The organism is Thermosulfurimonas marina (assembly GCF_012317585.1).
Lineage (GTDB): Bacteria > Desulfobacterota > Thermodesulfobacteria > Thermodesulfobacteriales > Thermodesulfobacteriaceae > Thermosulfurimonas_A > Thermosulfurimonas_A marina.
The window spans coordinates 1,722,692-1,747,823 of record NZ_CP042909.1 but is presented as its reverse complement, the minus strand read 5'-3'; the positions used below and the strand labels follow the sequence as shown (position 1 = coordinate 1,747,823).

General features: G+C 56.4%; 26 protein-coding genes and 2 tRNA genes. 5 read left to right on the top strand and 23 right to left on the bottom strand.

Annotation, left to right across the window (positions count from 1 at the left end; all coding sequences use genetic code 11):
• Positions 1-8 precede the first annotated feature (8 nt).
• The 13 genes from FVE67_RS09115 to FVE67_RS09055 all read right to left on the bottom strand — a co-directional run bounded on the left by FVE67_RS09115 (position 9) and on the right by FVE67_RS09055 (position 12,717).
• Entirely contained in the window at positions 9-623 is a 615-nt protein-coding gene (locus FVE67_RS09115) for an XTP/dITP diphosphatase (RefSeq protein WP_168720276.1), read from the bottom strand.
• The gene (gene rph, locus FVE67_RS09110; protein WP_168720275.1) at positions 620-1,327 is read right to left on the bottom strand and encodes a ribonuclease PH; all 708 of its coding nucleotides are present in this window, start codon (positions 1,325-1,327) and stop codon (positions 620-622) included. Before rph ends, FVE67_RS09115 begins: the two co-directional genes overlap by 4 nt.
• Positions 1,263-2,228 carry a 4Fe-4S binding protein gene (locus FVE67_RS09105; RefSeq protein WP_246167898.1) on the bottom strand — a complete coding sequence of 322 codons (966 nt, stop codon included), beginning with the start codon at positions 2,226-2,228 and terminating at the stop codon, positions 1,263-1,265. The genes rph and FVE67_RS09105 overlap by 65 nt, the downstream gene beginning before the upstream one ends.
• Before the next feature lies 1 nt (position 2,229).
• On the bottom strand, positions 2,230-2,370 hold the full coding sequence (locus tag FVE67_RS09100; RefSeq protein WP_168720274.1) for a hypothetical protein: 141 nt from the start codon (positions 2,368-2,370) through the stop codon (positions 2,230-2,232).
• Complete coding sequence (glmM, locus tag FVE67_RS09095) at positions 2,367-3,713, bottom strand: phosphoglucosamine mutase (RefSeq protein ID WP_168720273.1); 1,347 nt, start codon at positions 3,711-3,713, stop codon at positions 2,367-2,369. The genes FVE67_RS09100 and glmM overlap by 4 nt, the downstream gene beginning before the upstream one ends.
• A complete protein-coding gene (locus FVE67_RS09090; RefSeq protein ID WP_168720272.1) occupies positions 3,710-4,360 on the bottom strand; it encodes a CdaR family protein in 651 nt (216 codons plus the stop codon). Before FVE67_RS09090 ends, glmM begins: the two co-directional genes overlap by 4 nt.
• Positions 4,357-5,148: a diadenylate cyclase CdaA gene (gene cdaA, locus FVE67_RS09085; protein WP_168720271.1), complete on the bottom strand. Its 792-nt coding sequence runs from the start codon at positions 5,146-5,148 to the stop codon at positions 4,357-4,359. Before cdaA ends, FVE67_RS09090 begins: the two co-directional genes overlap by 4 nt.
• Positions 5,145-5,987: a dihydropteroate synthase gene (gene folP / locus FVE67_RS09080; protein ID WP_168720270.1), complete on the bottom strand. Its 843-nt coding sequence runs from the start codon at positions 5,985-5,987 to the stop codon at positions 5,145-5,147. Before folP ends, cdaA begins: the two co-directional genes overlap by 4 nt.
• A complete protein-coding gene (gene ftsH / locus FVE67_RS09075; protein ID WP_168720269.1) occupies positions 5,965-7,797 on the bottom strand; it encodes an ATP-dependent zinc metalloprotease FtsH in 1,833 nt (610 codons plus the stop codon). Before ftsH ends, folP begins: the two co-directional genes overlap by 23 nt.
• Positions 7,798-7,834: 37 nt before the next feature.
• Positions 7,835-9,220, bottom strand: a complete 1,386-nt coding sequence (tilS, locus tag FVE67_RS09070) for a tRNA lysidine(34) synthetase TilS (protein WP_168720268.1) — start codon at positions 9,218-9,220, stop codon at positions 7,835-7,837.
• Positions 9,201-9,938: a hypothetical protein gene (locus tag FVE67_RS09065; protein ID WP_168720267.1), complete on the bottom strand. Its 738-nt coding sequence runs from the start codon at positions 9,936-9,938 to the stop codon at positions 9,201-9,203. The genes tilS and FVE67_RS09065 overlap by 20 nt, the downstream gene beginning before the upstream one ends.
• Positions 9,935-11,062 (bottom strand): two-component system sensor histidine kinase NtrB, encoded by a 1,128-nt coding sequence (locus FVE67_RS09060; RefSeq protein WP_210534603.1) that lies wholly within the window; start codon positions 11,060-11,062, stop codon positions 9,935-9,937. The genes FVE67_RS09065 and FVE67_RS09060 overlap by 4 nt, the downstream gene beginning before the upstream one ends.
• 308 nt (positions 11,063-11,370) lie before the next feature.
• A complete protein-coding gene (locus FVE67_RS09055; protein WP_168720265.1) occupies positions 11,371-12,717 on the bottom strand; it encodes a sigma-54-dependent transcriptional regulator in 1,347 nt (448 codons plus the stop codon).
• Positions 12,718-12,773: 56 nt separating this feature from the next.
• Here FVE67_RS09055 and ribD point away from each other — a divergent pair, with 56 nt between their 5' ends.
• On the top strand, positions 12,774-13,904 hold the full coding sequence (gene ribD, locus FVE67_RS09050; protein ID WP_168720264.1) for a bifunctional diaminohydroxyphosphoribosylaminopyrimidine deaminase/5-amino-6-(5-phosphoribosylamino)uracil reductase RibD: 1,131 nt from the start codon (positions 12,774-12,776) through the stop codon (positions 13,902-13,904).
• On the opposite strand, the gene coaE is transcribed toward ribD, so the two are convergent.
• From coaE to FVE67_RS09030, 4 genes are read right to left on the bottom strand one after another with little or no spacing between them, the layout of a single operon-like run.
• Positions 13,871-14,458: a dephospho-CoA kinase gene (gene coaE / locus FVE67_RS09045; RefSeq protein WP_168720263.1), complete on the bottom strand. Its 588-nt coding sequence runs from the start codon at positions 14,456-14,458 to the stop codon at positions 13,871-13,873. The genes ribD and coaE overlap by 34 nt on opposite strands.
• The gene (locus FVE67_RS09040) at positions 14,446-15,378 is read right to left on the bottom strand and encodes an RluA family pseudouridine synthase (RefSeq protein ID WP_168720262.1); all 933 of its coding nucleotides are present in this window, start codon (positions 15,376-15,378) and stop codon (positions 14,446-14,448) included. Before FVE67_RS09040 ends, coaE begins: the two co-directional genes overlap by 13 nt.
• Positions 15,371-16,003, bottom strand: a complete 633-nt coding sequence (gene nth / locus FVE67_RS09035) for an endonuclease III (protein ID WP_168720261.1) — start codon at positions 16,001-16,003, stop codon at positions 15,371-15,373. The genes FVE67_RS09040 and nth overlap by 8 nt, the downstream gene beginning before the upstream one ends.
• On the bottom strand, positions 15,987-16,646 hold the full coding sequence (locus FVE67_RS09030; RefSeq protein ID WP_168720260.1) for a hypothetical protein: 660 nt from the start codon (positions 16,644-16,646) through the stop codon (positions 15,987-15,989). The genes nth and FVE67_RS09030 overlap by 17 nt, the downstream gene beginning before the upstream one ends.
• A 120-nt stretch (positions 16,647-16,766) precedes the next feature.
• On the opposite strand from FVE67_RS09030, the gene FVE67_RS09025 reads away from it, so the two are divergent.
• Together FVE67_RS09025 and FVE67_RS09020 are read left to right on the top strand one after the other, a co-directional pair.
• Positions 16,767-17,351 (top strand): methyltransferase family protein, encoded by a 585-nt coding sequence (locus FVE67_RS09025; RefSeq protein ID WP_168720259.1) that lies wholly within the window; start codon positions 16,767-16,769, stop codon positions 17,349-17,351.
• Positions 17,348-18,553, top strand: a complete 1,206-nt coding sequence (locus FVE67_RS09020) for an MFS transporter (RefSeq protein WP_168720258.1) — start codon at positions 17,348-17,350, stop codon at positions 18,551-18,553. Before FVE67_RS09025 ends, FVE67_RS09020 begins: the two co-directional genes overlap by 4 nt.
• 43 nt (positions 18,554-18,596) lie before the next feature.
• Here FVE67_RS09020 and cysC read toward each other — a convergent pair whose 3' ends face one another.
• Complete coding sequence (gene cysC / locus FVE67_RS09015; RefSeq protein ID WP_168720257.1) at positions 18,597-19,202, bottom strand: adenylyl-sulfate kinase; 606 nt, start codon at positions 19,200-19,202, stop codon at positions 18,597-18,599.
• 83 nt (positions 19,203-19,285) lie between these two features.
• Here cysC and FVE67_RS09010 point away from each other — a divergent pair.
• Positions 19,286-19,370, top strand: a tRNA-Leu gene (locus FVE67_RS09010).
• Positions 19,371-19,506: 136 nt separating this feature from the next.
• On the opposite strand, the gene FVE67_RS09005 is transcribed toward FVE67_RS09010, so the two are convergent.
• The 5 genes from FVE67_RS09005 to FVE67_RS08985 form a co-directional block, all read right to left on the bottom strand.
• On the bottom strand, positions 19,507-21,132 hold the full coding sequence (locus FVE67_RS09005; RefSeq protein WP_168720256.1) for an IS1634 family transposase: 1,626 nt from the start codon (positions 21,130-21,132) through the stop codon (positions 19,507-19,509).
• Positions 21,133-21,497: 365 nt separating this feature from the next.
• Positions 21,498-21,574: transfer RNA gene (locus FVE67_RS09000), tRNA-Pro, on the bottom strand.
• Between the two features lie 48 nt (positions 21,575-21,622).
• Complete coding sequence (locus tag FVE67_RS08995; RefSeq protein WP_210534601.1) at positions 21,623-22,108, bottom strand: DnaJ family domain-containing protein; 486 nt, start codon at positions 22,106-22,108, stop codon at positions 21,623-21,625.
• Entirely contained in the window at positions 22,105-22,752 is a 648-nt protein-coding gene (locus FVE67_RS08990; protein ID WP_168720255.1) for a tetratricopeptide repeat protein, read from the bottom strand. Before FVE67_RS08990 ends, FVE67_RS08995 begins: the two co-directional genes overlap by 4 nt.
• A 2-nt stretch (positions 22,753-22,754) precedes the next feature.
• Entirely contained in the window at positions 22,755-23,234 is a 480-nt protein-coding gene (locus tag FVE67_RS08985) for a flavin reductase family protein (RefSeq protein ID WP_168720254.1), read from the bottom strand.
• Between the two features lie 111 nt (positions 23,235-23,345).
• On the opposite strand from FVE67_RS08985, the gene FVE67_RS08980 reads away from it, so the two are divergent.
• On the top strand, positions 23,346-25,121 hold the full coding sequence (locus FVE67_RS08980) for a chloride channel protein (protein WP_168720253.1): 1,776 nt from the start codon (positions 23,346-23,348) through the stop codon (positions 25,119-25,121).
• The last annotated feature ends 11 nt before the right edge of the window (positions 25,122-25,132 follow it).

The window sequence follows — 25,132 nt, the reverse complement described above, 5'->3', positions numbered from 1 at the left end:
TTTTCATTTTAAAGCCCGGCCAGGAATTCGGGAAGCATTTCGCGGAGGGCTGCAAGAGCCTTCCCCCGATGACTTAGACGGTTTTTGGTCTCGGGAGAGAGTTCGGCGGCGGTCTTACGAAGATCGAATTCTACCGGAAGAAATACGGGATCGTAGCCAAACCCCTGACTTCCCCGGGGCTCCCGAGCAATGATTCCTTCCCAGACGCCCTCCGCTTTAAGCCACCGGCCTGCGGGGTGGTAGAGGATGATCACACACCGAAAACGGGCCGTGCGCCTTTCTGGAGGTACATCCTTCAAGGCCTCCAAAAGTTTGCGGATATTTTCTTCATCCGAAGCCGCTGGTCCGGCGTAGCGGGCCGAATGGACCCCCGGGGCCCCGCCCAGGGCGTCCACCTCGAGACCTGAATCGTCCGCCAGGGCCAGATGGCCCGTAGCCAAAGCCCAGTGGCGGGCCTTAAGAAAGGCGTTATCAAAAAAGGTCTCCCCGATCTCCCGAGGAGGCTCCACCTCGGGAAAATCCCTAGCCGTAAGGATCTTGAGGGGAAGGTCCTCAAGAAGGGCCTTAAGTTCTCGAATCTTGCCCTCGTTTCCCGTAGCTAGGACCAAGGTCTTTTTTCTCATAACAACACCTCTTTCTGGTATTGGATCAGGCGCCGGATGGCCTTTTCCGCAAGAGCCTTCATTTCTTCTAGCCTTTCCCACCCAAAGGCCCCTTTTTCTCCCGTGGCTTGAATTTCTACCCACTGGCCCTCTTCGGTCATTACAAAATTGGCGTCTACTTCGGCCAGAAGATCTTCCTCATAATTGAGGTCTACCCGGGCCTCTCCTTCCACCACTCCACAACTTATAGCCGCAAGGGCGGTCTGCACCGGATCTCGCTCCAGGAGCCCCCTTTCAAGGAGGGTCTTTACCGCAAGCTTCAGGGCCACCCAGGCCCCGGTGATGGCTGCGGTACGGGTGCCACCGTCGGCCTGTAACACGTCGCAGTCCACCACCAAGGTCCTTTCCCCCAGGGCCTGAAGATCCACCACCGCCCGCAAACTTCGCCCGATCAGGCGTTGAATCTCCTGGGAACGGCCTTTTCTCCCTAGGGTCTCCCGCGGAGTACGGCTTTCAGTGGAGCGGGGCAAAAGGGCATACTCGGCCGTAACCCAACCACAGCCCGTATCCTTTAAAAATGAGGGAACCCGCTCCTCCACCGAAACCGCACAGAGGACCTTGGTGTCGCCGAGCTCGATTAAGGCCGAACCCTCGGCGTATTTAAGAAAGCCCGGAATGATCTTTACCGGACGGATCTCGTCCGGGGCCCTTCCGTCTGGCCTCATGTCTTATTTTTGTAACAGAGAAGGGGACCAGGTCAAACTCCTTTTCCCATCGATATGACTTATTAAAAGTAATTGATTTAGTAGGACATAAAAATAAACAATTTAAGCACCGAATACATTCTCGGGAATTTATTTCTTTGGGAATTTCGAGCTCCATAGGGCAGGAGGCCTCACAAAGCCCGCAGCGGATGCAACTTTTCTCCTGCCAGCGCAACCGAAAAAGCCCCACACGGTTAAAAAAACCGTAAAGAAGACCTAAAGGACAAAATATTTTACAAAAAAACCGCAGGTAAAGAACGCAAAAGATGAGAATCATTACCAAAAGGAAAATTTTCCAGTAGAAGACGAATCCGATAAGGCCCCGCAGGGAGGGTTCCAGGAGAAGGTTAGGAAGACCGGCCTCGAGGGTCCCTGCAGGACAAAGCACCCGGCAGAACCAGACCTGGCCATAGCCCACCTCTCCGACCAGGAAAAAGGGAAGCCCCAGCACCAGGGTGGCCAAAAGAAAGAATTTGAGATGCCGCAGGGTCCGGGGCAGATGGGCGATCTTGGGCCCGGGGAGGCGATAAAGCATCTCCTGAAGAAAACCGAAGGGACAGATCCAGCCACAGACCAGCCTCCCGAAAAGGAGCCCGTAAAGAAGAAAGGTCCCTCCGAAATAGAGGGCGGCCCGGGCCACCGTCTGGGGAAGGGCCCGCACCGAGGCTAAAAGGTGCTGCAGAGTCCCCAGGGGGCAGGCCATGAGGGCCAGAGGACAGGAATAACAGTTGAGCCCAGGAAAACAGAAGTTTTTAAGCCATCCTCCATAAATCCCCGGACGGAGCAAAAAACCCAGATAGGAATTGGCACAGACCGCCACCAGAAACTGGATGAAATTTCTCTTATTCCGGGCCCGCTTCACCTTATTGAAGCCCCATACAGGAAAGACAGAGCGAGGCCGCGTTGGAGAAGACCAAACGATACCCCTCCCGGAGGAGACCTCCTCCTAGGGCCAGAAAGGCCAGAATCCAGAGGATCTTGGGCCAATCTTTCGAAAGATTCATCCCAGGGTTTTTTCTATATATTCTACCAATTCTTCGGCCAGCTGAGTGATAAGTCCCTGGTCTTCCCCTTCCAACATCACCCGATACTTGGGTTCCGTTCCGGAGGGCCGCACCACCACCCGTCCTTTTTCACCTAAGATCTTCTCCGCCTGGGCAATACGTTCGGAAAGCCCGGGTACCTCCTTTGGAGGTTTTCTTTCCTTGACTTTTACGTTTTTCAGGATCTGGGGATACTTTTCGAAGAGGTCTCCTATGACGGAGGCCGGCCGGTCTTCTTTGCGGAGAATTCCAAGCACCGTCAGGGCGGTAAGCACTCCGTCTCCGGTGGTAGCCCGATCCAGGATCACCAGATGCCCAGACTGTTCTCCTCCCAGCCGGAAACCTCCCTTCCGCATTTCCTCTACCACGTAGCGGTCTCCTACCTGGACCCGCTTGAGAGCGATCCCGTGGCCCTTAAGAAATTTTTCCAAGGCCAAATTACTCATTACCGTGGCCACCACGGTGTTCCCTGGAAGGCCCCCTTCCCTCTTAAAGACCAAAGCCAGAAAACCCAAGAGATGGTCACCATCGAGGATTCGGCCCTTTTCGTCCACCACAATCAGGCGATCGCCGTCGCCATCGAAGGCCAGCCCGAGGTGGGCTCCCTCGGCGAGCACTTTTTCCCGCAGGACTTCCGGGGCGGTAGCCCCACAGCCCTGATTGATATTCAAACCGTTCGGAGAGCAACCCAGACGGATTACGGTAGCGCCAAGCTCCTCCAGGATCTCCGGGGCCACCCGGTAAGTAGCCCCGTGGGCACAATCCACCACGATCTTTAAGCCCTCAAGATCCAGATCTTCGGGAAAGGCCCGTTTGAGATGCACCATGTAGCGGCCCCGGGCATCCTCGATGCGGCGGGCCCGTCCTATTTCCGCGGCTAGCGCCCGATGCTCCTCCATCTCCTTAGAGTCCACCAAGGCCTCTATACGGGCCTCCAATTCGTCCGAAAGTTTGTAACCGTCGGCCCCGAAAATCTTGATCCCGTTATCCTGGTAAGGGTTGTGGGAGGCGGAAATAACTACCCCGGCCTCGGCCCGGAGGTCTCGAGTAAGGAAGGCGATGGCCGGGGTTGGTAAAGGCCCCACCAGCCAGGCCTCCGCTCCCATGGAAAGCACCCCTGCGGCCAGCGCGGTCTCAAAAAGATATCCCGAAAGCCGGGTATCTTTGCCAATAATAATCCGCCGATGGCGTCCCTGATTACGAAAAAGATAGCCCACGGCCTGACCCACCCTCAGGGCTATCTCCGGGGTCATAGGAAAGCGATTGGCTTCCCCTCGAATACCGTCGGTCCCGAAAAGCTTCATGGCTCCTTCCTCTCCAATTCCACCTTCACGGTCACCTCTTGAGGTTTAACCTCTACCACGCCTTCAGGTAAAACCAAAGACACCCTAACCTGAAACTCGTTTGTTTTTCCGGAAATATCTATGGGACGGGTGTAAAGATTTTCCAGGGAGCGCAGGATCTGCCGAGCCCCCCGGGCCTTAACACTGGGAGGAATTACCCTCACCCGCTTCACTACATAGCCAGGAGGAACCCCTTTGAGATCCGCTTTGACCCGAATCCACCTTTCCACCGTCTGATCCAGTACTACCTCTATTTGAGAGGGGGAGAGATCCCGAATCTGGAGACCCGGAGGGAGAGAAAGCGCCTCCCGGGGTATCTTAAGCTGGTGCCTCCCCGGCCCCAGATGAGAAAGATCCAGAAAGAGAGGTTGGGCATTCTCTGGAAGCCCCCGTAAAATGCTCCGGGGCCCCACTACCCGGACCCGCACCACCGGGGGTTCCGCCCGCAGTAAAATCAAGTCCGAAGGGACTCCCCTGGGGACCACCCGTAAGAAGAGATCCCTTTCCACCTTTTCCTGAAGGACCACAAAGAACCAGAGAAAGACCGCAAAAATAAAGGCCAGGACCTTGAGCCAGAAGTCCTCATGTCTTTGAAAGAATTTCCTCATCGAAAGAGCCTCCTCCGCCACCAGGGCTCCACCGATTGAAAGCCCAGAAGTTCGGAAAGCATCTTGCGGAGGGTGGGCGGAGAAATCCCGCGGGTAATGCGTCCGCTTACGGCCAGAGAAATGGCCCCGGTTTCTTCCGAGACCACCACGGCCACGGCGTCGCTCACCTCGGTGATACCGATAGCCGCCCGGTGGCGGGTCCCCAGGCCTCGGCCTACCATAGGATTGGTGGAAAGGGGTAAAATTACCCCGGCAGCCAGCACCCGTCCCTCTCTAATGATCACTGCCCCGTCATGCAAAGGGGAACGGGGGTTGAAAATGCTCAGCAGAAGGTCCCGGTGGACCCGGGCTTCTACCGGAATCCCGGACTCCGCAAACTCGTTGAGCCCGGATTCCCTCTCAAAGACGATGAGAGCCCCAGTCTTCTTCTCGCTCATCACCGAGACCGCCTTGACCACTTCCTCAATCACTTGAGAGTATTCGGTTTGGACCCGTACGAAGGGGGAACGCCCCATGTGCATGAGGGCCCGCCTTATGTCCTCCTGAAAGAGGATGACCACCACCAAGAAGATGGAGGACATAAAGGTCCCCAGTAACCAATGAAGGGTCAGGAGCTGGAGATGGTCGGCCACAAAATACATGACCACGATTATCGCCAGCCCGGCCACCATCTGCACGGCCCGGGTCCCCCGGATGAGAAGGAGCACCCGGTAAAAGAGATAAGAAACGATCAGGACATCCAGGAGATCCTGCCAGCGCAAAAATTTCCAGAAAGGCCAGAGGCTCATCTTCCCTCCAGGGCCTCTAAGACCTTAAGCACTTCCCGACAGAGTCCTACGTTATGGACCCGTACCAGGTCTGCCCCTTGTAGGGCCAGATAGGCCACCACCGCCGCCGTGCCCAGGTCCCGCTCCCGGGCTTCTTTCCCTAAGATCTCTCCCAGGAAGGCCTTGCGAGAGGGCCCATAAAGCACGGGATAACCGATCTCTTTGAAAAGCTTGCAGGCCCGGATGAGGGTCAGGTTGTGTTCAAAGGTCTTGCCAAAGCCGATCCCGGGATCCAGGATAATGCCCTCCCGGGGCACCCCTAGGGACTCCACCAGCCGGGCCCGTTCCTCAAGAAAAGCCCGGATCTCCCCCAGGAGGTCTTCATAGGTGGGATCGAGCTGCATGGTTTGGGGAGTGCCTTTCATGTGCATAAGGATCACCGGAGGGCGCCGGCGGGCGATTACTTCGGACATGCGGGGATCAAAGCGCAGGGCGCTGACATCGTTGACGAGATCGGCCCCGGCCGAAAGGGCCTCCTCCGCTACCCGGGCCTTATAAGTGTCTATGGAGAGGGGGATCTCGGGAAACCGCCTACGGATCTCCTCGATGACCGGAATAACCCGCCGGAGTTCCTCCTCTTCGGGAACCGGTTCGGCAAAAGGGCGGGTGGACTCCCCTCCCACATCCAAAATATCGGCCCCTTCTGCAAGGAGCCTTTCGGCCCGTCGTAAGGCCGCCTCAAGATCATAATAAAGCCCTCCGTCAGAAAAGGAGTCCGGGGTCACGTTGAGGATTCCCATGAGATAGGTGCGCCGGCCCCAATAAAAGGTTTTCCCTCTAATCTTCAGGCAGCCGGACATCCTCTTCCCTCAAGGGTTTCAGATCTGCAAGCAGCTTTTTAAGGGCCTCTCCGTCGAGGGTCTCCTTTTCCAGAAGGGTCTCGGCTAAGATATGAAGATATTTAATATGTTTGGCCAGGACCTCCCGATCCTTGGCGTAGCAAAGTCCCACAACCCGGTAGACCTCCTCGTCTATAAGTTGGGCCGTCTTTTCACTGTAAGCCCGGGGCTCCTCGTATTTCATCAAAATCTTTTCCTGAGGTCGAGGGGGGAAGACCAAAGGCCCCAATTGTTTGCTCATTCCCCACTCGCAGACCATCCGGCGGGCAATCTCTGTGGCCCGGGCCAGATCATCTCCGGCCCCGGTAGTGGCCTGACCAAAGATATACTCCTCAGCGACCCGGCCCCCCAGGAGGATCATAATTTGTTTGAAAAGGTAATCGCGGGAATATACGTGCCGATCGTCCAAGGGAAGCTGCTGGACCACTCCCAGGGTATGAGCCCGAGGAAGAATGGAGATCTTGTAAATGGGATCGGTGCCGGGGAGGAGATAGGCCATGAGGGCGTGTCCGGCCTCGTGGTAGGCGGCCAGTTGTTTTTCTTCTTCGCTAATGACCACTCCCTTCCTTTCTCGTCCCAAGAGGATCTTGTCCTTGGCCTTTTCGAGGTCTTCCCTATCCACCATTTCTTTGCCTTGTCGAGCCGCAAGAAGGGCGGCCTCGTTCAGGAGGTTGGCTAGATCCGCCCCGGTAAAACCGGGAGTAGCTCGGGCCAACTCCGAAAGATCTACTTCCGGAGAGAGACGAATCTTGCGGGCGTGAACCCTCAGGATGGCCTCTCTTCCGCGCACATCCGGGGGAGGAACCTCGATGCGCCGGTCGAATCGGCCGGGACGAAGCAGGGCCGGATCTAAGATATCCGGCCGGTTGGTGGCGGCCAAGACCACAATTCCTTCCTCGGATTCAAAGCCATCCATTTCCACCAAGAGCTGATTAAGGGTCTGCTCCCTTTCCTCATGACCTCCTCCAGCCCCCACCCCCCGAGATCTTCCCACGGCGTCGATCTCGTCGATGAAGATGATGCAGGGCTTGTGTTTTTTGGCCTCGGCAAAGAGGTCCCGCACTCGGGCGGCCCCCACCCCCACGAACATCTCCACGAAATCCGAACCGCTTATGCTGAAAAAGGGCACCCCAGCCTCACCGGCTACGGCCTTAGCCAAAAGGGTCTTGCCCGTGCCGGGAGGTCCTACCAGAAGGATTCCCTTGGGCATACGCCCTCCCAGACGCACAAAACGGGAAGGGCCCTTGAGAAACTCTACCACCTCTTGGAGTTCCTCCTTGGCCTCCTCCACCCCGGCCACATCTGAGAAACGGACCTTGACCTTCTCTGGGGAGATGATCTGGGCCCGGGACCTCAAGAAGGAAAAAAGGCGAGAAGGCTGGGGAGAGGGGCGCAGAAAGGCCAGAAATACCAGCCCCAAGGTGGAAGCGGACAGGAAAAGAAGCACCCAGGTGATCCAGTCTCCTGGGAGGCGGCCCTTCTCGAACTGGACCTTTACTAGATGTCTTTCCAGAAAGGGAAGTACCCGGGAAGAATCTGGAAGAATGACCCTGAAGCGCTTTCCGGTTACATCCGCCCCCTTGATTTCTTCTCCCTTTATTTTTACCTCTTGGATCTCGCCCCTTTCAACCTTCTGTACAAATTCAGAAAAAGAAAGAGTTTGAATATCTCCCGGACAAAATAAAGCCACTCCGGAAGTAAAGGCTATAGTCAAAAAACACAGGAGGATAACTCCTCCTACCCCAAGCTTTCTCCAAAAACTTTCAAACATGGGAAACGATCCGAAGCTTTTTTATTTTAAACAAATTTTAACCGCTCCTTTTCTGAAGAGCAAATGAAACCCCTTGGTGAGGCACGAATCGCAGGACGAGACCCTCTTTCCCCCGGGCCTGATAGGCTGGATGAACATAATACCCGGGTATAGCCACAATCTCTCCTTGATATTCTACCAGGGGCCACAAATCTCTCATTTCCGGGGGAATTCCTTGCTCCCAAAAAAACTTTTTAAGGCGTTTGTGCCCTACTTTCGGCCAAAAAATCCGATCTCCCGGCCTTCGGGAGCGGACCACCAGGGGAAAGGATATGCGTTCCGGATCCAGAACCGAGGCTTCCCTCGAAGCCCCCCTTTCTAGGATAAATTTTCCTCCCGGAAGGAGGTATTCCCCCTCACCGTAAATTTCCAAAAAGAAGGGCTCACTTACTGGAGAAGGCGAGCGAAGGAGGCGTAAGATTCCCGGACCCCGTACCGCTCTGAAATCCCCGGGTAGAGGAACCGGACCACGGGCCTTTCCGGAAAGGAGGTTTTCTAGGGCCTCAAGATGGACCTTACGCACCCGGATAAGGGAGACCCCGGCCCGGGAAAGGGCCAGCCAGAAGACCCGCCGTCTCAAGGCCTCGGGATACCCTCGCAGGATAGGCACCCGGAGGACCACCTCCTTTGCCTCCTTGACCAAGGCTCGGTCCAGGGCCTTGCGGGCCATCTCATCGATGAGCTCCTCCTCCTCGGCCAGGATAAGGGCTGTGCGTTTTAAGTTTTCGCGCACCCGGGGATGAAAGTGCTCTTCCAGAAAAGGAATAAGGAGATGGCGCACCCGGTTGCGCACAAAACGCGGATCCCGGTTGCTCTCGTCCTCCACCCAAGAGAGCCCTCTTTCTCGGGCAAAATCCAGGATTTCTTGACGACTCACAAAAAGGAGAGGACGGATGATGTGGGCCTCTCTCTTTACCGGGATACCCGCCAGGCCCCGGCGTCCAGCCCCCCGCAAAAACCGCAGAAGGACTTCCTCGGCCAGGTCGTCGGCCTGATGGGCCAGGGCGATACGGTGAAGATCCAGATCTCGCCGAAGCCTCTCAAAAAAGCGGTAGCGCAACTCTCGGCCGGCCATCTCCAGGCTCAACCCTTCCCGGCGGGCATATTCCTTCACCAGGCTCACCCCGTAGAGATAAGGAAGGCCCTTCTTTTTCGCCAATTGATAGACGAAAAGGGAATCCCGGAGAGAAGCTTTCCGCAGCCGGTGATCATAATGGGCCACAAATAGCTGCAACTCGTATTCCTCTTTAAGAAGATCTAGGACCTCCAGCAGGACCACGGAGTCCACTCCTCCGGAGACCGCCACCAGCACCCGGTCTCCTCGATGAAGAAGACCGTAGCGCTCGATGATCCTTTTTACCGTTCTAAGAAGAGACCTCTTCAAGGATGGAACGGGCCTCCTGGCGGTGACGCTGATAGGCTTCCTTGGCCAATTTGCGCAGGGCAGAGCCCACCTCCCCCCAAGAAGGGAGACTTCCCAGATCGACAAAACGCCTCCGGGGTTCAGGGACCTCCGGAAACCGCAAAAGTTCGGCCAGACCCTCTATCGCTTCCCCCTTTTGTGCGGTCACTCCCATCTCCGAGGGTCGACTCTCGGAAAGAGATTCAAAAAAGGACAATATACTTCCCAAATCGTAATTTTTTTGAAATTCTCGAAGTTCTTCACGAATTTGCCGAAAAAGATACTCAAGAAGTCTTAATTTTTTCTGATACTCTTGAAATTTCTGATAAAGACGTTTGTAGGTCTCTTCAAATAATCTCAGAAATTTGCCCTTGGAGGTCAGCCCTCGAGCCCGCAACTTACGAAAGAGTCGTCGTCTGATCGTAGGGGAATTCAGGAGATATTCATCGTGATACGGAAAGAGGGAAACCCCGGTAATTTCCGCAAAACGTTCCATAAGATCTTTCTCCCTTAAAAGAAAAAGGAGGCGCAGAAGCTCTTGGAGGACTTTTTCTTCTTCTTTCTCAAATTCTTTTAATTTGGCCTGATATTCATCTAGATCTTCTTCCAGGATCTTCCGGTGCGTAAAATATTTTTCCGCAATCTCCCGGCGGACCTCTAAAGAAAGGCCTTCGGCCAAATCTTCAAATCCGTTGGTCATGCCCTTTCCTTTTTGGGAATTCGGACTTCAAAGAGACTCCCCTGTCCCTTTTCCGAAAAGGCTAAGACCTCACCTCCCAGGTTCTTCACGATGCGATAGACCACCGCCAGCCCCAGTCCGGTCCCCTGCGCCTTGGTGGTAAAGAAGGGGTCAAAGATCTTGGGGCGCACCTCCGGAGGAATTCCCGGGCCGGTATCTCGAACCCTTAAAACATAATAGCTGCTTTTTTCTAAGATTTCTACCTCTACTAAGCGACCTCCGGCCTCCCGGGTGGCCTCCGCGGCGTTGGAAAGGAGATTCTCCAGGATCTGGCGCCACTGATCCCGATTGGCCTGTATCCGTCCCAGCTCTACTCTTCGGCGAACTTCGATCCCGGAAAAGAGGTCCCCTAGAGAGGAAAGGGTCTCCTCCAGGAGATCCTCTACCGCAAATTCTTCGGTCTCTCCTCTTTCCGGACGCGCAAAAAAGAGAAAATGGGTAACCAGGCGGTTAAGGCGCTCGGCCTCCCGCCCCATCATCTCAAGCACCGGGGCCAGATCTTCCACCCCGGCAAGGCGTTCCCGTAAGAACTCCACTCCTCCGCTGATAGTGGCCAGCGGATTACGAATTTCATGGATAAGCCCCGCGGCCATGGTCCCCAACGAGGCCAGCCTTCGGGCCTCGGCCAAGGCCTCTTCTTTTTCTCGGGCCTCGGTGATGTCCTGAAAAAGAAAGCCCCATCCCAGAGTCCGCTCCCCTCTACGTAAGGGGAAGAGAGAGTAACCAATGATGCGGTTGTCAAGACGGGCCTCCCCCCGGCAACTCCGGAAGGGGAGGGTCTTCCCTAAAATTTCTGGCAAAAAACGCCCCTTTTCTAGGCGGGGTAGAATCTCTTTCGCCCGAGGGTTCCAGGAAACCACGCGCAGATCCGGATCTAGAAAGACCAGTCCTGCGGCCAGAGAAGTGAGTAGGGTCCTCCGAAGATCTTCGTGGTGAAGGATCTCGGCCCGCAGTTCGGAAAGTTTAAGCGCCAGAATACTGATAAGCCCTAGGGCCCCCACATACATAAAAAAGGAAAACCACTCCTCCGAGAGCTGGGACGGCCCTTGTGCAAAAAAGAAGTAGCCCATTAGAAGAAGACTCACCAAGGCCGTTAAATCAGCCTCTGGAGCCTCTTTGAGGAGGGCAGTCTCGGCTGGAGGCAAAAAAAGAAGAAAAAAGAGAGGGCTTTCTCGTCCTCCGGTACTCCGGATCAGAAGAAAAACGGCCAAAAAGTCCAGGATCTTCTGCCCCCAAAAAGAAATCTCCTCGCCAAAAAGGCGAGGTACCAAAAAGAAGAAAAATCCAGACCCAAAGAAATACATTAGGAGAATCCAGACGATTTCCGGCTGCAAATGGTAAAAAAAGACGCCCAGAAGAAAGATCAAGGGCAGGCGGGCCCAAAAATATCGCTTCATGCCAGACCGTACTTTTGGAGTCGGTAACGCAGGGAACGTGGCGTAAGGCCCAGAAGCCGGGCGGCCTCCTCCCGACGGCCTCCGGTCCTCTCCAAGGCCTGCCGAAGGAGGTCCTTTTCTATCTCCGCCAGATAGGCCTCGAGATCCAGACCTCCCGGGGGAAGTTCCGCCTTGAGTTCCGTCCTGGACGAGCCCCCGGAGCGCAGAGTCAAACTTTCGGGAAGGATGAGGGGGCCGGTCTCCAGGGCCACCGCCCGCTCAATGATATTTTCAAGCTCCCGCACGTTTCCCGGAAAATCATATTCCATGAGGGCCTTGAGGGCATAAGGGGAAATCCCCACCTCTTCCCGGCCCAGTTTGCGGGCATATTTGTGGAGGAAATGCTGTACTAAAAGGGGAATATCTTCCCGACGCTCCCGCAGGGGAGGAAGATGCAGGGAAAGGACATTGAGCCGGAAATAAAGATCCTCCCGAAAGCGGCCCGCCCGGACCTCCTCTTCCAGGTCCTTATTGGTGGCGGAGATAATCCGCACGTCCACCCGGATCTCCCGCGTGCTTCCCAGCGGGGTAAAGCTCTTATTTTCCACCACCCGCAGGAGCTTTACCTGGAGCTCGGCTGGAAGATCCCCGATTTCATCGAGAAAGATGGTCCCTCCGTCGGCCAGGGCAAAAAGTCCGGGTTTGTCGCGGGTGGCCCCGGTAAAGGCCCCGGCCTTATATCCAAAAAGTTCCGACTCCAGGAGGGAAGAAGGTATACCTCCGCAGTTAACCACTACAAAGGGCTTTTCCCGGCGAGGAGAGAGCTGATGGATGGCCTGAGCCACCAGTTCCTTCCCCGTTCCGGACTCCCCGGTAATGAGCACGTTGCTTTCGGCCTGGGCCACCTTGGGAAGTAAGGTGAAGATCCGGCGCATGGCCGGGCTCCGCCCCACGATCCCCATAAATTCTTCCGGAGGGGGCTCAGGGGCCGGACGTCTTTTCAGAGCGGCCTTCAACTTCTGACGTAACTCTTCCAGCTTGAAGGGCTTAGGAAGGTAATCAAAGGCCCCTTCTTTTTTCGCCCTCACCGCCGAATCCAGGGAGGCGTAGGCGGTAATCACGATGACCGGAATCTCCAGGCCCTTTTTTCGAATGCGCCCCAGAAAATCAAGGCCCCCCAGATGGGGCATGCGTAAGTCCAGGAGGATGAGATCCGGGGCCTCCGTCTCCAAGATCTTCAAGGCCTCTAGCCCGTCGCCCGCACTCAAGACCTGATAGCCTTCCTTTTTCAAAAAAAGGGTCAAAAACTCTCGGAAACTCCGATCATCGTCCACCAGAAGGATGGTGGGGCTTTCCTCCTTCATCGAATCTTATTATAAGGATGTCGAGCAAAAAATTAAGGGTGGGGGGTTCAAAATCTATGCAAAGAAGAGAGGACGAGTTCTACATGCGGCTGGCCCTGCGGGAAGGGCGCCGGGGGCTGGGGCGCACCAGCCCCAATCCTCCGGTGGGCGCGGTGGTGGTGGATCCCCAAAGTGGTGAGGTCCTGGGTCGGGGATATCACCGGGCCGCGGGCCGGCCTCATGCCGAGGTGGAGGCCCTGCGCCGGGCGGGAGAGCGAGCCCGGGGGGCCACCCTCTATGTGACCCTCGAGCCCTGCAACCACCACGGCCGCACCCCGCCCTGTACGGAGGCCATCCTGGCCGCGGGCATCCGCCGGGTGGTGGCCGGGACCCGGGATCCCAACCCCCGGGCCCGTGGAGGGTTGGAATATTTGGCCGAAAGGGGACTTGAAGTTCGGAGTGGCGTTCTGGAGAAGGAATGCCGCTATCTGGCCCGTTTTTTTCTGCGCCGAGTCCAGGACGGCCGGCCCTGGGTGATTCTCAAGGTGGCTGCAAGTCTCGACGGCCGCCTGGCCACCCGCACCGGGGACTCCCGGTGGATCACCGGGGAGAGGGCCCGGCGCCTGGGCCATGGCCTCCGGGCCCTCTGCGACGCCATCCTCGTGGGCCGGCGTACGGTAGAAGAGGATGATCCCCAACTCACCTGCCGACTGGTCAAAGGCCGAAATCCGGTAAGGATTGTCCTCGATACCCGCCTGCGGCTTTCCCCGGACCGAAGACTCTTCCGCACGGCCAGGAAGATCCCCACCTGGCTGGTCTGTGGAGAGAAAGCCCCCCGGGAAAGAGAAATCCCTTTTCGGGAGCTAGGGGTGGAAATCCTCCGGGTGAAAGAGCGGGAGGATCGGGTGAATTTGGAGGATCTCCTTTTCCGGCTCGCCGAACGGGGGATCCTTTCTCTTTTGGTAGAAGGGGGAGGAGAGGTCCAGGGAGCCTTCTTGGACCAAGGGTTAGTGGATGAGGTCTTTTTCTTTTTCGGACCGGTGATCATTGGAGGCCGCAGGGCCCCTCAGGCCTTCGCCGGAAGGGGCGCAGCCTCGCTCAAAGAGGCCCTCTGGCTCTCGGAGATAAAGGTCAGAAGACTCTCTGAAAGCCTCCTGGTTCAGGGACTTTCTCCTCAAGGGGTCCGGCTTCTAGAAAGAAGTTCCTGAAGTTCCCGTCGCCAACTCTCTGGGGGATCTTCCGAGGAAAATACCCGATGGGCCCGGGCTACCTTTTCGGAAAGGGGCCACTGAAGCCGAAGAAGGGCCTCGGCCAGCTCCTCCCCTACCCTCTCCCGGAGCCGGCTCCGCTGAAGGTCTTCCTTGCAGGTCACGACCCAAATTTCGTCAAAGAGCCCCTCCCAGCCGGCCTCAAAAAGGAGCGGAATCTCCGCAAAGGCCCAGGACGCTCCCTTGGACTCGGCTTCCTTGAAAAAGGCCAAGAGTTCCTCCCGCACCAAAGGATGCAATAAGGCCTCCAACTTGCGACGCAAACTTTCGTCCCGAACCATCCTTTCTAAAATCTTTCGCCGGTCGAGGGTCCCTTCAGGGCTCAGGGCCCAGGGGCAAAGGGTTTTCACCTGGGAGAAGGCCCGCCCTTGGGGAGCCAGCAGCCGGCGCACCACCTCGTCAGCAGAAAAGACGGGATAACCTAGCTCGGAAAGGATCTTAAGCAGGGTACTCTTTCCGGTGGCCGCCCCCCCGGTAATCCCTACTTTGCGCACCGGCGAAGTTCCTCGAGAATGTTTTCGAAATCTTCCGGAAGCGGGGCCTCGAAGACCATCCGCTTTCCGGTCACCGGGTGTACAAAGCTCAGACGCCAGGCGTGGAGCATCTGTCGCGCGGCCGGGGGCCCTCCGGGGCGCTTTCCTCCATAAAGGACGTCTCCCACAATGGGATGTCCGAGGTGAGAAAGGTGCACCCGGATCTGATGGGTGCGTCCGGTCACCGGTCGCACCTCCAGCAAGGCCCATTTACGGAAGACCTCCCGCACTCGGTAAAAGGTCTCGGCCTCCCGACCCCGGGGAGCCCCGGCAAGCATCTTCTTGCGGTGCACCGGGTGGCGCCCGATGGGAACGGTGATCCTTCCAGAACGGGGCTCAGGTACCCCGTGGACCAGGGCCAGATACCACTTCTCTACCTCCCGTCCTTTAAACATGGCCGCAAGCCGCAGATGGGCCCGGTCGTTTTTGGCCACAACCATAAGCCCCGAAGTATCCTTGTCCAGCCGATGCACGATCCCGGGACGGAGGCTTCCTCCCACCCCGGAAAGTCCCGAAAGCCTCCCTAAGAGCCCATGCACCAAGGTGCCCCGAAGGTGGCCTACCGCAGGATGGACCACCACCCCGGGAGGCTTCACAATCACCGCCAGATCTTCGTCTTCATAGAGGATTTCCAGGGGTACCGGCTCCGGCTCCAGGGGCACTTCTTCCGGAGGGGGAACCCGCACCAAAATCTCCTCTCCAGCCCTTACCGGGCGAGAAGGCTTGATCTTGCCTTCTTCCGAAATAGAAACCCGTCCTTCGGAGATCAGTCTTTTTATTCGGGAGCGGGTAAGTCCGGGAAGCCTTTCGGAAAGAAAAACATCAAGACGCTTTCCCTCGGAGGCTGGATCCACTTTAAGACGGAAGACTTCCTCAGGCAAGGTCCTTTCCGGCCGAGGGGCAGAGATCGCGCACCGGACAGCGGTCACATTTGGGTTTGCGGGCGGTGCAGATGGTGCGTCCATGGGCCTGAAGGACGTAGGGAATGACCGCCCAGTCCTCTCGGGGAATAATGCGCATGAGGTCGCGTTCGATCTTGTCCGGGTCCTTCTCCTGAGTAAACCCCAACCGGCGAGCCAGGCGTCGTACATGGGTATCCACTGGGATCCCTTCCACGATTCCGTAAGCATTGGCCAGCACGATATTGGCCGTCTTACGGGCTACCCCCGGAAGCTCCAGCAGGGCCTCCAGACTCTTGGGGACCTCTCCCCCGTACTTTTCTACCAGGATCCGGCAGGCCTCTTTTATGTAACGGGCCTTCTGCTTGTAAAAGCCGGTGGAGCGGATGTCTTGGGCCAGTTCTTCCAGATCGGCCTCCGCAAAGGCCCGGGCGTCAGGATACTTTTTAAAAAGTTCCGGGGTAACCTGATTGACCCTTTCATCGGTACACTGGGCCGAAAGGATGGTCGCGATGAGCAGTTGTAGAGGGTTTTCAAACTTGAGGGCGATGCGGGCCTCGGGGTAGGCCTTTTTCAGACGGTCCAGGATCTCAAGCTCGCGCGACATAGCCCAGAGACTCCTCAAGATAGCGGTAAAGACTTTCGGCAAATCCTTCCTTTTCCGGAAGTTCTAACCGGGAGAATTCACCAGGATAGGCCCTTTCGGCCGCCTCCCGGGTGCGGTTCACCAAGCGTCCACACAGACTGGGTTTAAGGGCCTCCGCCGAGAGGAAAAAGAAAAGAAGCCTCCGGAGTTGACGCTCGTCATAGGGAGCTAAAGTCTTTCCCCCGGCTAGCTTGTCTTCCAGTTCTTCACAGAGGTGTTTGAGCTGATTCAAAAGGGGAATGCGAATCTGGGCCCGTACCTGTTCCTCCAGGTGGAGATATTCTAGGGCCAAGAGTCCATACTCTGGAAGGGTAAAGTCTCGCATCAGAAGATGTTCCCGAAACCACTCGGCAAAGCGGGTGCGCAAATAGTCCACCAAACTCATAAAGTCCACCTGTGAGCGCTGATGTAAAAGCTCCTCCAGAGAAAGACCGGCCAGGCATGCCAAGCTCTCCAGCCTGAAGGTCCCGGTATAGATATGAAGAAGAGCCGCCAAATAATGGCGGTCGGAAAAAGCGATCTTCTTGCCCATAATGGTATCCTGGAGACTGCGCCTCCGGTAGCGCTCCAGGGCCTCCTCTATCCAGCCGGCGGTAAAAAACATGGAAGTCTCCTATCTCGTATCTCGATTTTAAGTATCAATCTATTCAAAGTAAAAACTGTGGTCAAGAAGAGACCTCGGATGTCTTGAGAAGGGACCCCGAGGGGGTTTAAAATCGCCCCTATGGATGAGCTTTCTAAATTCCTGGCCTGGCTGGCGGTCCTCCTCTGGCCGATAATCCCCCTCTTCTGGGTCCCCCTCCATCTCTTTCCCTCCCTGAGACGCAGACTGGGGCGCCGCTATTACCCGGTGATTATCGGCCTTTGGAGCCTTGGGGCTTTAGTTCTGGCTCTGGCCAATTTTCCCACCCGCTGGCCTCCTCTTTCCTTCCCAGCCCCGGTGAGGTTTTTGGGGGCCCTGGCCCTCCTTGGTGGGACCCTGCTCCAGGTGCTTACCGCTTTCTGGCTCCGGGAGCATATCCTGGGCCGGGGAATCTTAGACCCTCGGCCGGAAGACCAGCTAGTTACCGAGGGACCTTTCCGCTATCTCCGGCACCCTACCTATGTAGCTCATGCCCTCTTTTTCTGGGGAATCTTTTTCTTTTCGGGTTATCCGGCCGTAGCCCTGGTGGCCCTGGGCGACCTGATTTTCACCTGGGGGGTCATCGTCCCCCGGGAAGAACGCGAACTCGAGGAGCGTTTCGGAGCCCTCTGGCGGGAATACGCCCGCCGCACTCCTCGGGTGCTTCCCCGCTGGAGATCCCTATGAAAACCGCCTTCTATCGCAAGATGGCCGTGGTGGCCCTCCTTTATCTGGCCGAAGGGTTGCCCTTTGGATTCGTTTACGTGACCCTCCCGGTCTATCTACGCACCGAAGGGGTCAACCTCGTGGAGATCGGGCTTCTTTCGCTGGCGGGCCTTTCTTGGAGTCTCAAACCCCTCTGGGCCCCCCTAGTGGACCGCTACGGACGAAAATATTATTGGATGGTGGGAGCCCTCCTGGGGCTCGCCCTCTCGGTGACTCTGCTTTCGCTGGTTCCTCCCGCAGGAAAACTCTATATTCTTTTCGTCTTTCTCTGTACCCTCTCTTCGGCCACCCTCGATATCGCCGTGGATGGTTACACCATCGAACTTCTGGAGGAAGAAGAGCTCGGCCCAGGCAATGGAGTCCGGGTCTCGGCCTATCGGGTAGCCATGATCGGCTCCGGAGGAGGGCTGGTAGCCCTGGCCCATTTTTGGGGCTTCCGGCCGGCCTTTCTGGCCCTCACGGTGATCTTCCTAGCCCTGGCCGCCCTCATCGCCTTCCTCCCAGACACCCATCTTCCCTCAATGTCTACCAAAACTCACGATTTATTCGGGCAATATATTTTACCTTTAAAGGACATTCTTAAGAGACCTTATGCTCCGGTCCTTCTATTTTTCATCCTTACTTTTAAGATTGGAGATGCCACTATGGGTTCCATGATCTACCCTTTCTGGGTGGACCGGGGGTTTACCAAGCTGGAAATCGGACTGATTTCGGGAACCCTGGGGAGTTTGGCCACCATTGCGGGCTCACTGGTGGGAGGAGGGCTAGTACGTTCCCTGGGTCTTTTCCGGGCCCTGTGGATGCTGGGGCTCACCCAATCTCTTTCCAATCTGGGCTATGCTTACGCGGCCCTGCCTTCTTCGGCCCGCTGGACGGTCTATGTGGCCTCTTTGGTAGAAAGCTTTACCGGAGGGCTCGGCACGGCGGCCTTTTTGGCCTTTCTTATGCGCCTCTGCCGGCGGGACCTAAGTGCCAGCCAGTACGCCCTTCTGGCCACTCTTTTCAGCCTTTCTTTTAATCTCTCCCGGGCCCTAGGGGGTTTCGGGGCGCAGGCCTGGGGCTATGCCGGGTTCTTCTTTTTCACCTTCTGGATTTCTCTTCCCCCTCTCCTCCTGGTTCCTGTGGTCTTCAAGGCCCTCCCGCAAGAAGCTCCCCCTTCCTGATCCCTAGAGTTTGGCTGACGCGTTAGATCCGGAATGACTAAAACTAGAGAAGGAGGATGAAGCCCTTTTCGGAGAGCATCTGGAGGACCTTCTGGACACAAGTCTCGAGGTCATCCTCTTCGGTATCCAGTACCAGGTCAGGATTTTCGGGCTCCTCGTAGGGAGCGTTGACCCCGGTAAAGCCTTGGATTTTTCCCTCGCGGGCCTTGCGGTAAAGCCCTTTGGGGTCCCGTTTTTCGCAGGTCTCGGGACTACATTTTACATACACCTCGAAAAAGGCCCCATCCCCTACCCTTTCGCGCACGTATTGCCGATCTTCCCGATAGGGGGAAACAAAGGCCGCGAGCACCAAGATCCCGGCGTCTACCATTAGGCGGCAGACCTCGGCGATGCGACGCAGATTTTCCCGGCGCTCCTCCCGGGAGAAGCCCAGATCCCCGCAAAGGCCGTGGCGAATGTTGTCTCCATCCAGGACATAAGCCCGAATGCCGCGCTCAAAAAGCTCCTTTTCCAGAAAATGGGCTATGGTAGACTTGCCCGAGGCCGGAAGACCCGTGAACCAAATAACACCGCTGCGGTGTTTGTTAAGGCGTTCCCGGTCCGCCCGGGTAACCAATTGGGGATGCCAGTAGACCTGCGAGCTCTTCATCCCGGACAATCTTTACCCCTGAGAGGAGAAAAAGGCAAGCTTCTTGAAGCTCTTTCCCTAAAGGATAAACTTAAATCTCGAAAGCGGGAGTGGCGGAATTGGCAGACGCTGCGGACTTAGGATCCGCTGGGGTCTTTCCCCGTGGGGGTTCGAGTCCCCCCTCCCGCATTTAAAATTTACGATTTCTTGCGGAGCTATAAAGCGGACTTTTCGGCCGGGGCACCATTGGGGCACCTGATTTATAAGTTCTTTTCGTTCCCTTCAGACTCAACTTTGACACCCCGGGCAAAAAAATTCGCTTGTATCAACGGTTTCCGGGCATACTACCCCCGCGTTCCACAACATCCTCTCCTCCCACCTCAAGAAACCTCCCTGGTACCCTTATCCCCACCGCCTTGAATACCTCATAGGCCTTCCCCTCAAGTTCCGTCCTCACCAAGTAATTCCTCCCATCCACCGTAACCTCCACCGCCTTAAGCCGCTCAAGATCCGTCATCACCTCCTGATAACTTCCCTCGTAGCCAACCTCCCTCAGCCTCCTCATCAGCACCACCTCCAGCACAAAGGCCAAAAAACATACCATGATGTGCCCCCGAATCCGCTTCTCCGTCCAGTGATACACCGGCCTAAGATCCAGACCGCTTTTCATCTCCCGAAAGGCCCTCTCTACCTGCCAAAGTCCCCTATACGCCAAAGCCGCCTCCTCCACACTTAACCCCGCATTCGTCTCAAGCACATACTTCCCATCATATCTAGCCTCCTCCTCCAAAACCTCCCGATCAACAACCGCCGAACTCCCCTCCACCTTCAAATACCGACGATAACCCCGGTTCCCTATAAGCCCCTTAAGACCCCCGGCCTTGAGCTTCTCCTCAAGCTTCCCTACCATCTCCTCACGGGAAAGCCTCTCCCTCTCCGCCTCCTCCGGATTGAAACAAATCAGATAACGCCTCCCCTCATGCCAGACTTCCTTCACCTTAAGGTTACCCTTCACCTCCCGAAAACGCCCCCCTCTGCCCAGCACTTCCTTCATGGCCCTGAGCCTCCGCATCCTCACCCCCACCAAGTACTCAAGCCCCATAGCCTCTATCTCCTTTAACACCTCCCGACTCACCATCCCCCGGTCCGCCACAAGAATGACCCGCCTTATCCTGAACCGATTCTGTAAGTCTTTTAGCACCACCCGAAAGGTCTCTACGTCCGCCGTAGCCCCCGGAAATACCTCGTGGGCTATCGGTATCCCCTCCCGCGTCATAAGAAACCCCAATATCACCTGCACCCTGTCCGGACGATGATCCTTCGAAAATCCATACTCGCAAAACCCCTCCGCCCCTCTCCCCTCAAAATACACGCTCGCCGTGTCCCAAAACACCAAATCAAGCTCCAAATGAAATAGATCCCTTATCCTCTCAAAAAGCTTCTCCTCTATTTCCTCCTTATGATCGGCCAGAAAATCAAGAGCCCGGTAGAAATGGTGTAGCTTAAGCCTTTCAAACTCCGGCCGATAGACTGTCTCCTTCCATCGGCTGACCCCGAGTTTTGAGGCCGGATCACAGAGCCGGTTCAAAACCATGGCAAAAACCGCTTCCTCCACATCTATGGCAATCTCCGTTCCGGCAAGAAGCTCCTTCAGTATGCTACTAAGCTTAAGATCTTCCCAAAGTCTTCTGAAAATCAAAGCCGGACCAAAGTCCTTGGCCCATTGGGCCTGAATGCTTCGAGCCTGAGCTTCTATCCATTGTCTCCGGGAAAACTTGGCCAGCCCCTCTATCAGCTTATCCAGTTCTCCCTCTTGGAGTTTTTCCAGGCGCCCCAGGTTGGCCACGATCCTCTGGCGTACCTTTCCGTTGACCCGCTTGCCCTCCACAATATAGAGGTAGGTTCTAGTGGACCCGTCCTTGTTTTTGAAGGTTTTGGTTCGGATATACATAGCACTAACATGCTAGCATTATCTCTCTTTATATCAAGAGGTAATTCTTGTATAAGTAGCACAACATTTGAAAATAAAAACAGTAGAGCATGAAAAGAGAGGAGAAAATAGAGGGCATTTTTGGGGTATTTTGGACCGAAAATGCTTACTTCAGATTCGTCGATCCTTCCCGACTGTCAAACCCAAGTTTGAGTGAAAATCGGGAAAAATCGCCGAAAATCGAGATCGAGTTTTAGAAAAGTGGGCTTATTGCGAATGAGTCTCAGCGGGAAAGCCTTGAGTATCAAGGGTTTTAGAAATTTTCCCCCAACCTTCCCCCAGAGGGGTGAGGGTGTTTCCTAAGTCCGCTTGAAATTGCAAAAAAATGGTCGGGGCGGCAGGATTTGAACCTGCGACCCCTGACTCCCGAAGCCAGTGCTCTGCCAGGCTGAGCTACGCCCCGACCCAGGCCATAACTTAAACCGCCAGCCTAAAGTGTCAAGCTCAACCATCAGGGACGCCGGCGGAAAGAGCCCGCCAAATACTTGAGGCCCAAACGGTGAGAAAGGCCGGACCAGTCGATCTTTCCCCCCACCGGACGCCTCTCCTTCTCCCGCAGACGAGCCACCTTTCGGGCTACCAAACGATAGTAACGGGCATCCTCCTCAAGAAGGGCGGAACGACGATGGGTCTCCCGCAACTTGAGAAGAAGAAAATCCAGTCGGCGCATGATCCGATATTGCTCCTCCACCTCTTCCTCGCCCAGACTCTCCAGGAGATCCTCTAAGGTTCGGATCTCCCGGCGCAACTCCACCTCCGGAGGTACAAAGCCCGCATTTTTCAACACCTTGTAGGCCAGACGTACTTCCTCCGGTACAAAGGAAAGATCCTCCATCTGGAGAGGCTTCCCCTTGCCCGGGAGATCGTCAAACTCCCCGTTCCGAATGGCCTCCTGAATGCGCTCCTCGGCCAGACGCTGAAAGATGAGAAGACTCACGAGCTTTGACCCAGGCGTTTTTCCAGGATTGAAAGTTTGTATTCTACAAAAGAAAGGGCCTCGAGAGGGGGCTTCTGGGCCACAAACCGGCGATAATATTCCAGAGCCCGCCGAAAATCCCCTATTCTTTCGTAAACCCGGGCCAGATCCGCACTCACCACCCCTTCACTAAAGGGAGCCTCCTTGAGGACCTCCTCGTAAAGTCCCGCCGCGGCCTTGAAGTCTTCCTTTTCCTCAAGGAGATAGCCCTCTCCCAGCCTCAAAGAAGACTTCACCTCGGCCCGGGCCCCCTTCTCTAAGGCCTTGAGTTCTTTAAGCAATTCCTCGGGAGAGGACGAAGAAAGTCGGCTCTCCCACAGATTGAGCCGGGCTTCCCTTCCGGCCACCGTGTCTCCATAGTTGTGGACCAGATTTTCCAGGAGTTTTATCTGAGAATCGCGATCTTTCTGGCTTAGGGCCTTTACATAAAGCCTTACCGCCTGGACCTCCCTGCGGTCCCGGTAATAGCGGTAGCCCGCCCAGAGGGAAAGGACCAGGACCAGCCCCACTACCGTGGCCACGATCTCTCGCAGATGGCCCCGGGCCACCCGCACCCACTTTTCGTGTAGGACCAGGATCTCCTCTCCGGCCTCACTCTGGGGCATCACTAGGCCTCCACTCCGCCGAAGTAGTCGTCCCAGCGGAAGATGAGGGGACGGGCTCCTTCTACCTGGACGGCGTGATCCCCCACCTCCCCCACAAAGAGTACGTGATCTCCCACTTCACAGGTAGAAACCACATCGCATTCAAAGTAAGCGATGGCACTCTTGAGGACCGGAGAACCCTTGAGGGCGTTGAGATAAGGAATGCCGGCAAACTTGTCCGTGTCCCTTCCGGACTTAAACCCGAAGTGCCGGGCCAGATCCACCTGATCTTCTCCCAAAACGTTAATGCAAAAAGTCCCCGACTCCTTGAGTAACTGATAGGTATATCTCTCGGGAGCAATGGCCACGGCCAGAAGCCGGGGTCTGAAGGAAACCTGGCTCACCCAGGCCGCAGTCATCCCGTTGATTTTGTCGCCGTGTCGCACGGTAATTACATAAACGCCCTGAACGATATACTGGGAGATAAGTCTCTGCAGTCCCATAGGAGGCCTCCTTGAAGGGGTCTCTGCTTTTTATACCTTGAGCGGGTTCTGTCCGTCAAGCATTGAGAGACCTAGTAATTTATAGTAGATAGGCCTTCAAGAGGTGGAGAATTGAAAAGAAGACAGCTTCGCCTTCTTTTAGACGCAATCCTCCTCGGGCTGGCGGGGGCCGTGGTGGCCCGTGTTTTCAGCCTCATGGTGGACTATTCCCAGGCCTTCTTTCTGGGAAAGATTGCCCTTTACCACCCCCCGGGGCTTCCCAACGAGGGGGGCCTTCCCCAAGAAATCGTGGGCCCTTACGGCTACACCCTTGTCCCGCTGGTGACCACCCTTGGCGGTTTTCTCTCGGGGCTTTTGGTCTATCTCCTGGCCCCCGAGGCCCGGGGACACGGAACAGAGGCCGCCATCCGGGCCTTCCATTTCCTGGAGGGTTACATTCGGGCCCGGGTGCCCCTGGTCAAGATGCTGGCCTCGGCCATCACCCTGGGTTCCGGGGGTTCGGCCGGCCGAGAGGGACCGGCCTCTCAAATCGGAGCCGGGCTGGGGTCCCTCTATGGGACCTTCACCCGGCGCCCCCCCAGTGAGAGGCGTCTCCTCCTTCTCATGGGCATGTCCGGGGCCCTTTCGGCCATCTTCCGCTCTCCTATGGGCACGGCCTTCTTTGCCGTGGAGGTCCTCTACAGTCAGATCGAATTTGAAGCCCAGGCCCTGATCTACTGCATCTTTTCCGCAGGGGTGGCCTATCTCCTGAGCGGTTTCGTGGTAGGGTGGGAGCCCCTCTTTCGGGTCCCTCCAGGGCTTGCAGTGACCTCCCTTGAAGAGTATCTGGGCTTTCTGGTCCTGGGGATCCTGGCCGGAGTGGTGGGCACCCTGGCCCCTCTGGTCTTTCACTACACCAAGGAGACCTTTGATCGCCTGCCCTTTCCCCTCTATGTACGTTCGGCCCTGGGGGGTCTCCTGGTAGGCCTTTTAGGGCTGGCCCTTCCCCAGGTGCTGGGCATCGGCTACGGCTGGTTGCAGAAGGCCATCGACGGAGAGCTTTCCGGAAAGCTCATGCTGGCCATCTGTCTGGTTAAAATCCTGGCCTTTTCTCTGACCATAGGTTCCGGAGGCTCCGGGGGAGACTTTGCCCCTAGTCTGGTGGTGGGGGGCATGCTGGGGGGGTTCGTGGCCTATCTCTTTCATCAACCTCCGGCCCCCTATGTGGTCATCGGTATGGCCTCGGTCTTCGGGGCCGCGGCCCGGGCCCCCATGGCCAACATCTTCATCGTGCTGGAGATCACCGGGGCCTTTGGCCTCATGCCGGCCACAGCCCTTTCGGTAATGACCGCTTATTTCGTGCAAATTACCCTTTCCTCCCCTCTTCCGGTCAAGAGCCTCTACGATTCCCAGGTGCCCAGTCGGGTCCACTCTCCGGCCCATCGGGGAGAATTCTTCACGGACATCCTGGCGGACATCAAGGTAAAGGATATCTTTCGGCCCGAAAGGGTCTATGCCGTGGTCCCGGAGGACATGACCCTGCGCCAGTTCGTCAAGCTCTTCGGGCGCACCGAGCAACATTACTTCCCGGTGGTGGACTCCGAAGGCTACCTTTCCGGCATCTTTTCCATCAATGACGTGCGTCCCTATCTCCTCAACGAGGACCTCTGGGACATAATCATCCTCAAGGATATCGCCCGCAAGGATGTGATCACCACTCACCCCGAAGAGGACATCAACACCGTGCTCCGCAAGTTCACCATCCGCAACATCGATCAACTGCCGGTGGTCAAGACCGATGACCCCCGGGTCTTTCTGGGGATGATCAGCCGACGCGAGGTGATTAACTTCTACAATCAACAACTGGAAAAGGTACGCCGGGCTGAAAAGGCAGCCTACGTGGTGTAAAATTAAAGACG

Excerpts from the sequence above, each read along its gene's own strand:
- FVE67_RS09025 (WP_168720259.1), top strand. The coding sequence starts at position 16,767 with ATGGATGAGCTTTCTAAATTCCTGGCCTGGCTGGCGGTCCTCCTCTGG.
- folP (WP_168720270.1), bottom strand. The coding sequence starts at position 5,987 with ATGTCCGGCTGCCTGAAGATTAGAGGGAAAACCTTTTATTGGGGCCGG.
- cdaA (WP_168720271.1), bottom strand. The coding sequence starts at position 5,148 with ATGAGCCTCTGGCCTTTCTGGAAATTTTTGCGCTGGCAGGATCTCCTG.
- FVE67_RS09030 (WP_168720260.1), bottom strand. The coding sequence starts at position 16,646 with ATGTTTTTTACCGCCGGCTGGATAGAGGAGGCCCTGGAGCGCTACCGG.
- FVE67_RS09065 (WP_168720267.1), bottom strand. The coding sequence starts at position 9,938 with ATGACCAACGGATTTGAAGATTTGGCCGAAGGCCTTTCTTTAGAGGTC.
- FVE67_RS09005 (WP_168720256.1), bottom strand. The coding sequence starts at position 21,132 with ATGTATATCCGAACCAAAACCTTCAAAAACAAGGACGGGTCCACTAGA.
- cysC (WP_168720257.1), bottom strand. The coding sequence starts at position 19,202 with ATGAAGAGCTCGCAGGTCTACTGGCATCCCCAATTGGTTACCCGGGCG.
- ftsH (WP_168720269.1), bottom strand. The coding sequence starts at position 7,797 with ATGTTTGAAAGTTTTTGGAGAAAGCTTGGGGTAGGAGGAGTTATCCTC.
- FVE67_RS08990 (WP_168720255.1), bottom strand. The coding sequence starts at position 22,752 with ATGCCCCAGAGTGAGGCCGGAGAGGAGATCCTGGTCCTACACGAAAAG.
- FVE67_RS08985 (WP_168720254.1), bottom strand. The coding sequence starts at position 23,234 with ATGGGACTGCAGAGACTTATCTCCCAGTATATCGTTCAGGGCGTTTAT.
- rph (WP_168720275.1), bottom strand. The coding sequence starts at position 1,327 with ATGAGGCCAGACGGAAGGGCCCCGGACGAGATCCGTCCGGTAAAGATC.
- nth (WP_168720261.1), bottom strand. The coding sequence starts at position 16,003 with ATGTCGCGCGAGCTTGAGATCCTGGACCGTCTGAAAAAGGCCTACCCC.
- FVE67_RS09055 (WP_168720265.1), bottom strand. The coding sequence starts at position 12,717 with ATGAAGGAGGAAAGCCCCACCATCCTTCTGGTGGACGATGATCGGAGT.
- FVE67_RS09020 (WP_168720258.1), top strand. The coding sequence starts at position 17,348 with ATGAAAACCGCCTTCTATCGCAAGATGGCCGTGGTGGCCCTCCTTTAT.
- FVE67_RS09100 (WP_168720274.1), bottom strand. The coding sequence starts at position 2,370 with ATGAATCTTTCGAAAGATTGGCCCAAGATCCTCTGGATTCTGGCCTTT.
- FVE67_RS09090 (WP_168720272.1), bottom strand. The coding sequence starts at position 4,360 with ATGAGGAAATTCTTTCAAAGACATGAGGACTTCTGGCTCAAGGTCCTG.
- ribD (WP_168720264.1), top strand. The coding sequence starts at position 12,774 with ATGCAAAGAAGAGAGGACGAGTTCTACATGCGGCTGGCCCTGCGGGAA.
- FVE67_RS09115 (WP_168720276.1), bottom strand. The coding sequence starts at position 623 with ATGAGAAAAAAGACCTTGGTCCTAGCTACGGGAAACGAGGGCAAGATT.
- glmM (WP_168720273.1), bottom strand. The coding sequence starts at position 3,713 with ATGAAGCTTTTCGGGACCGACGGTATTCGAGGGGAAGCCAATCGCTTT.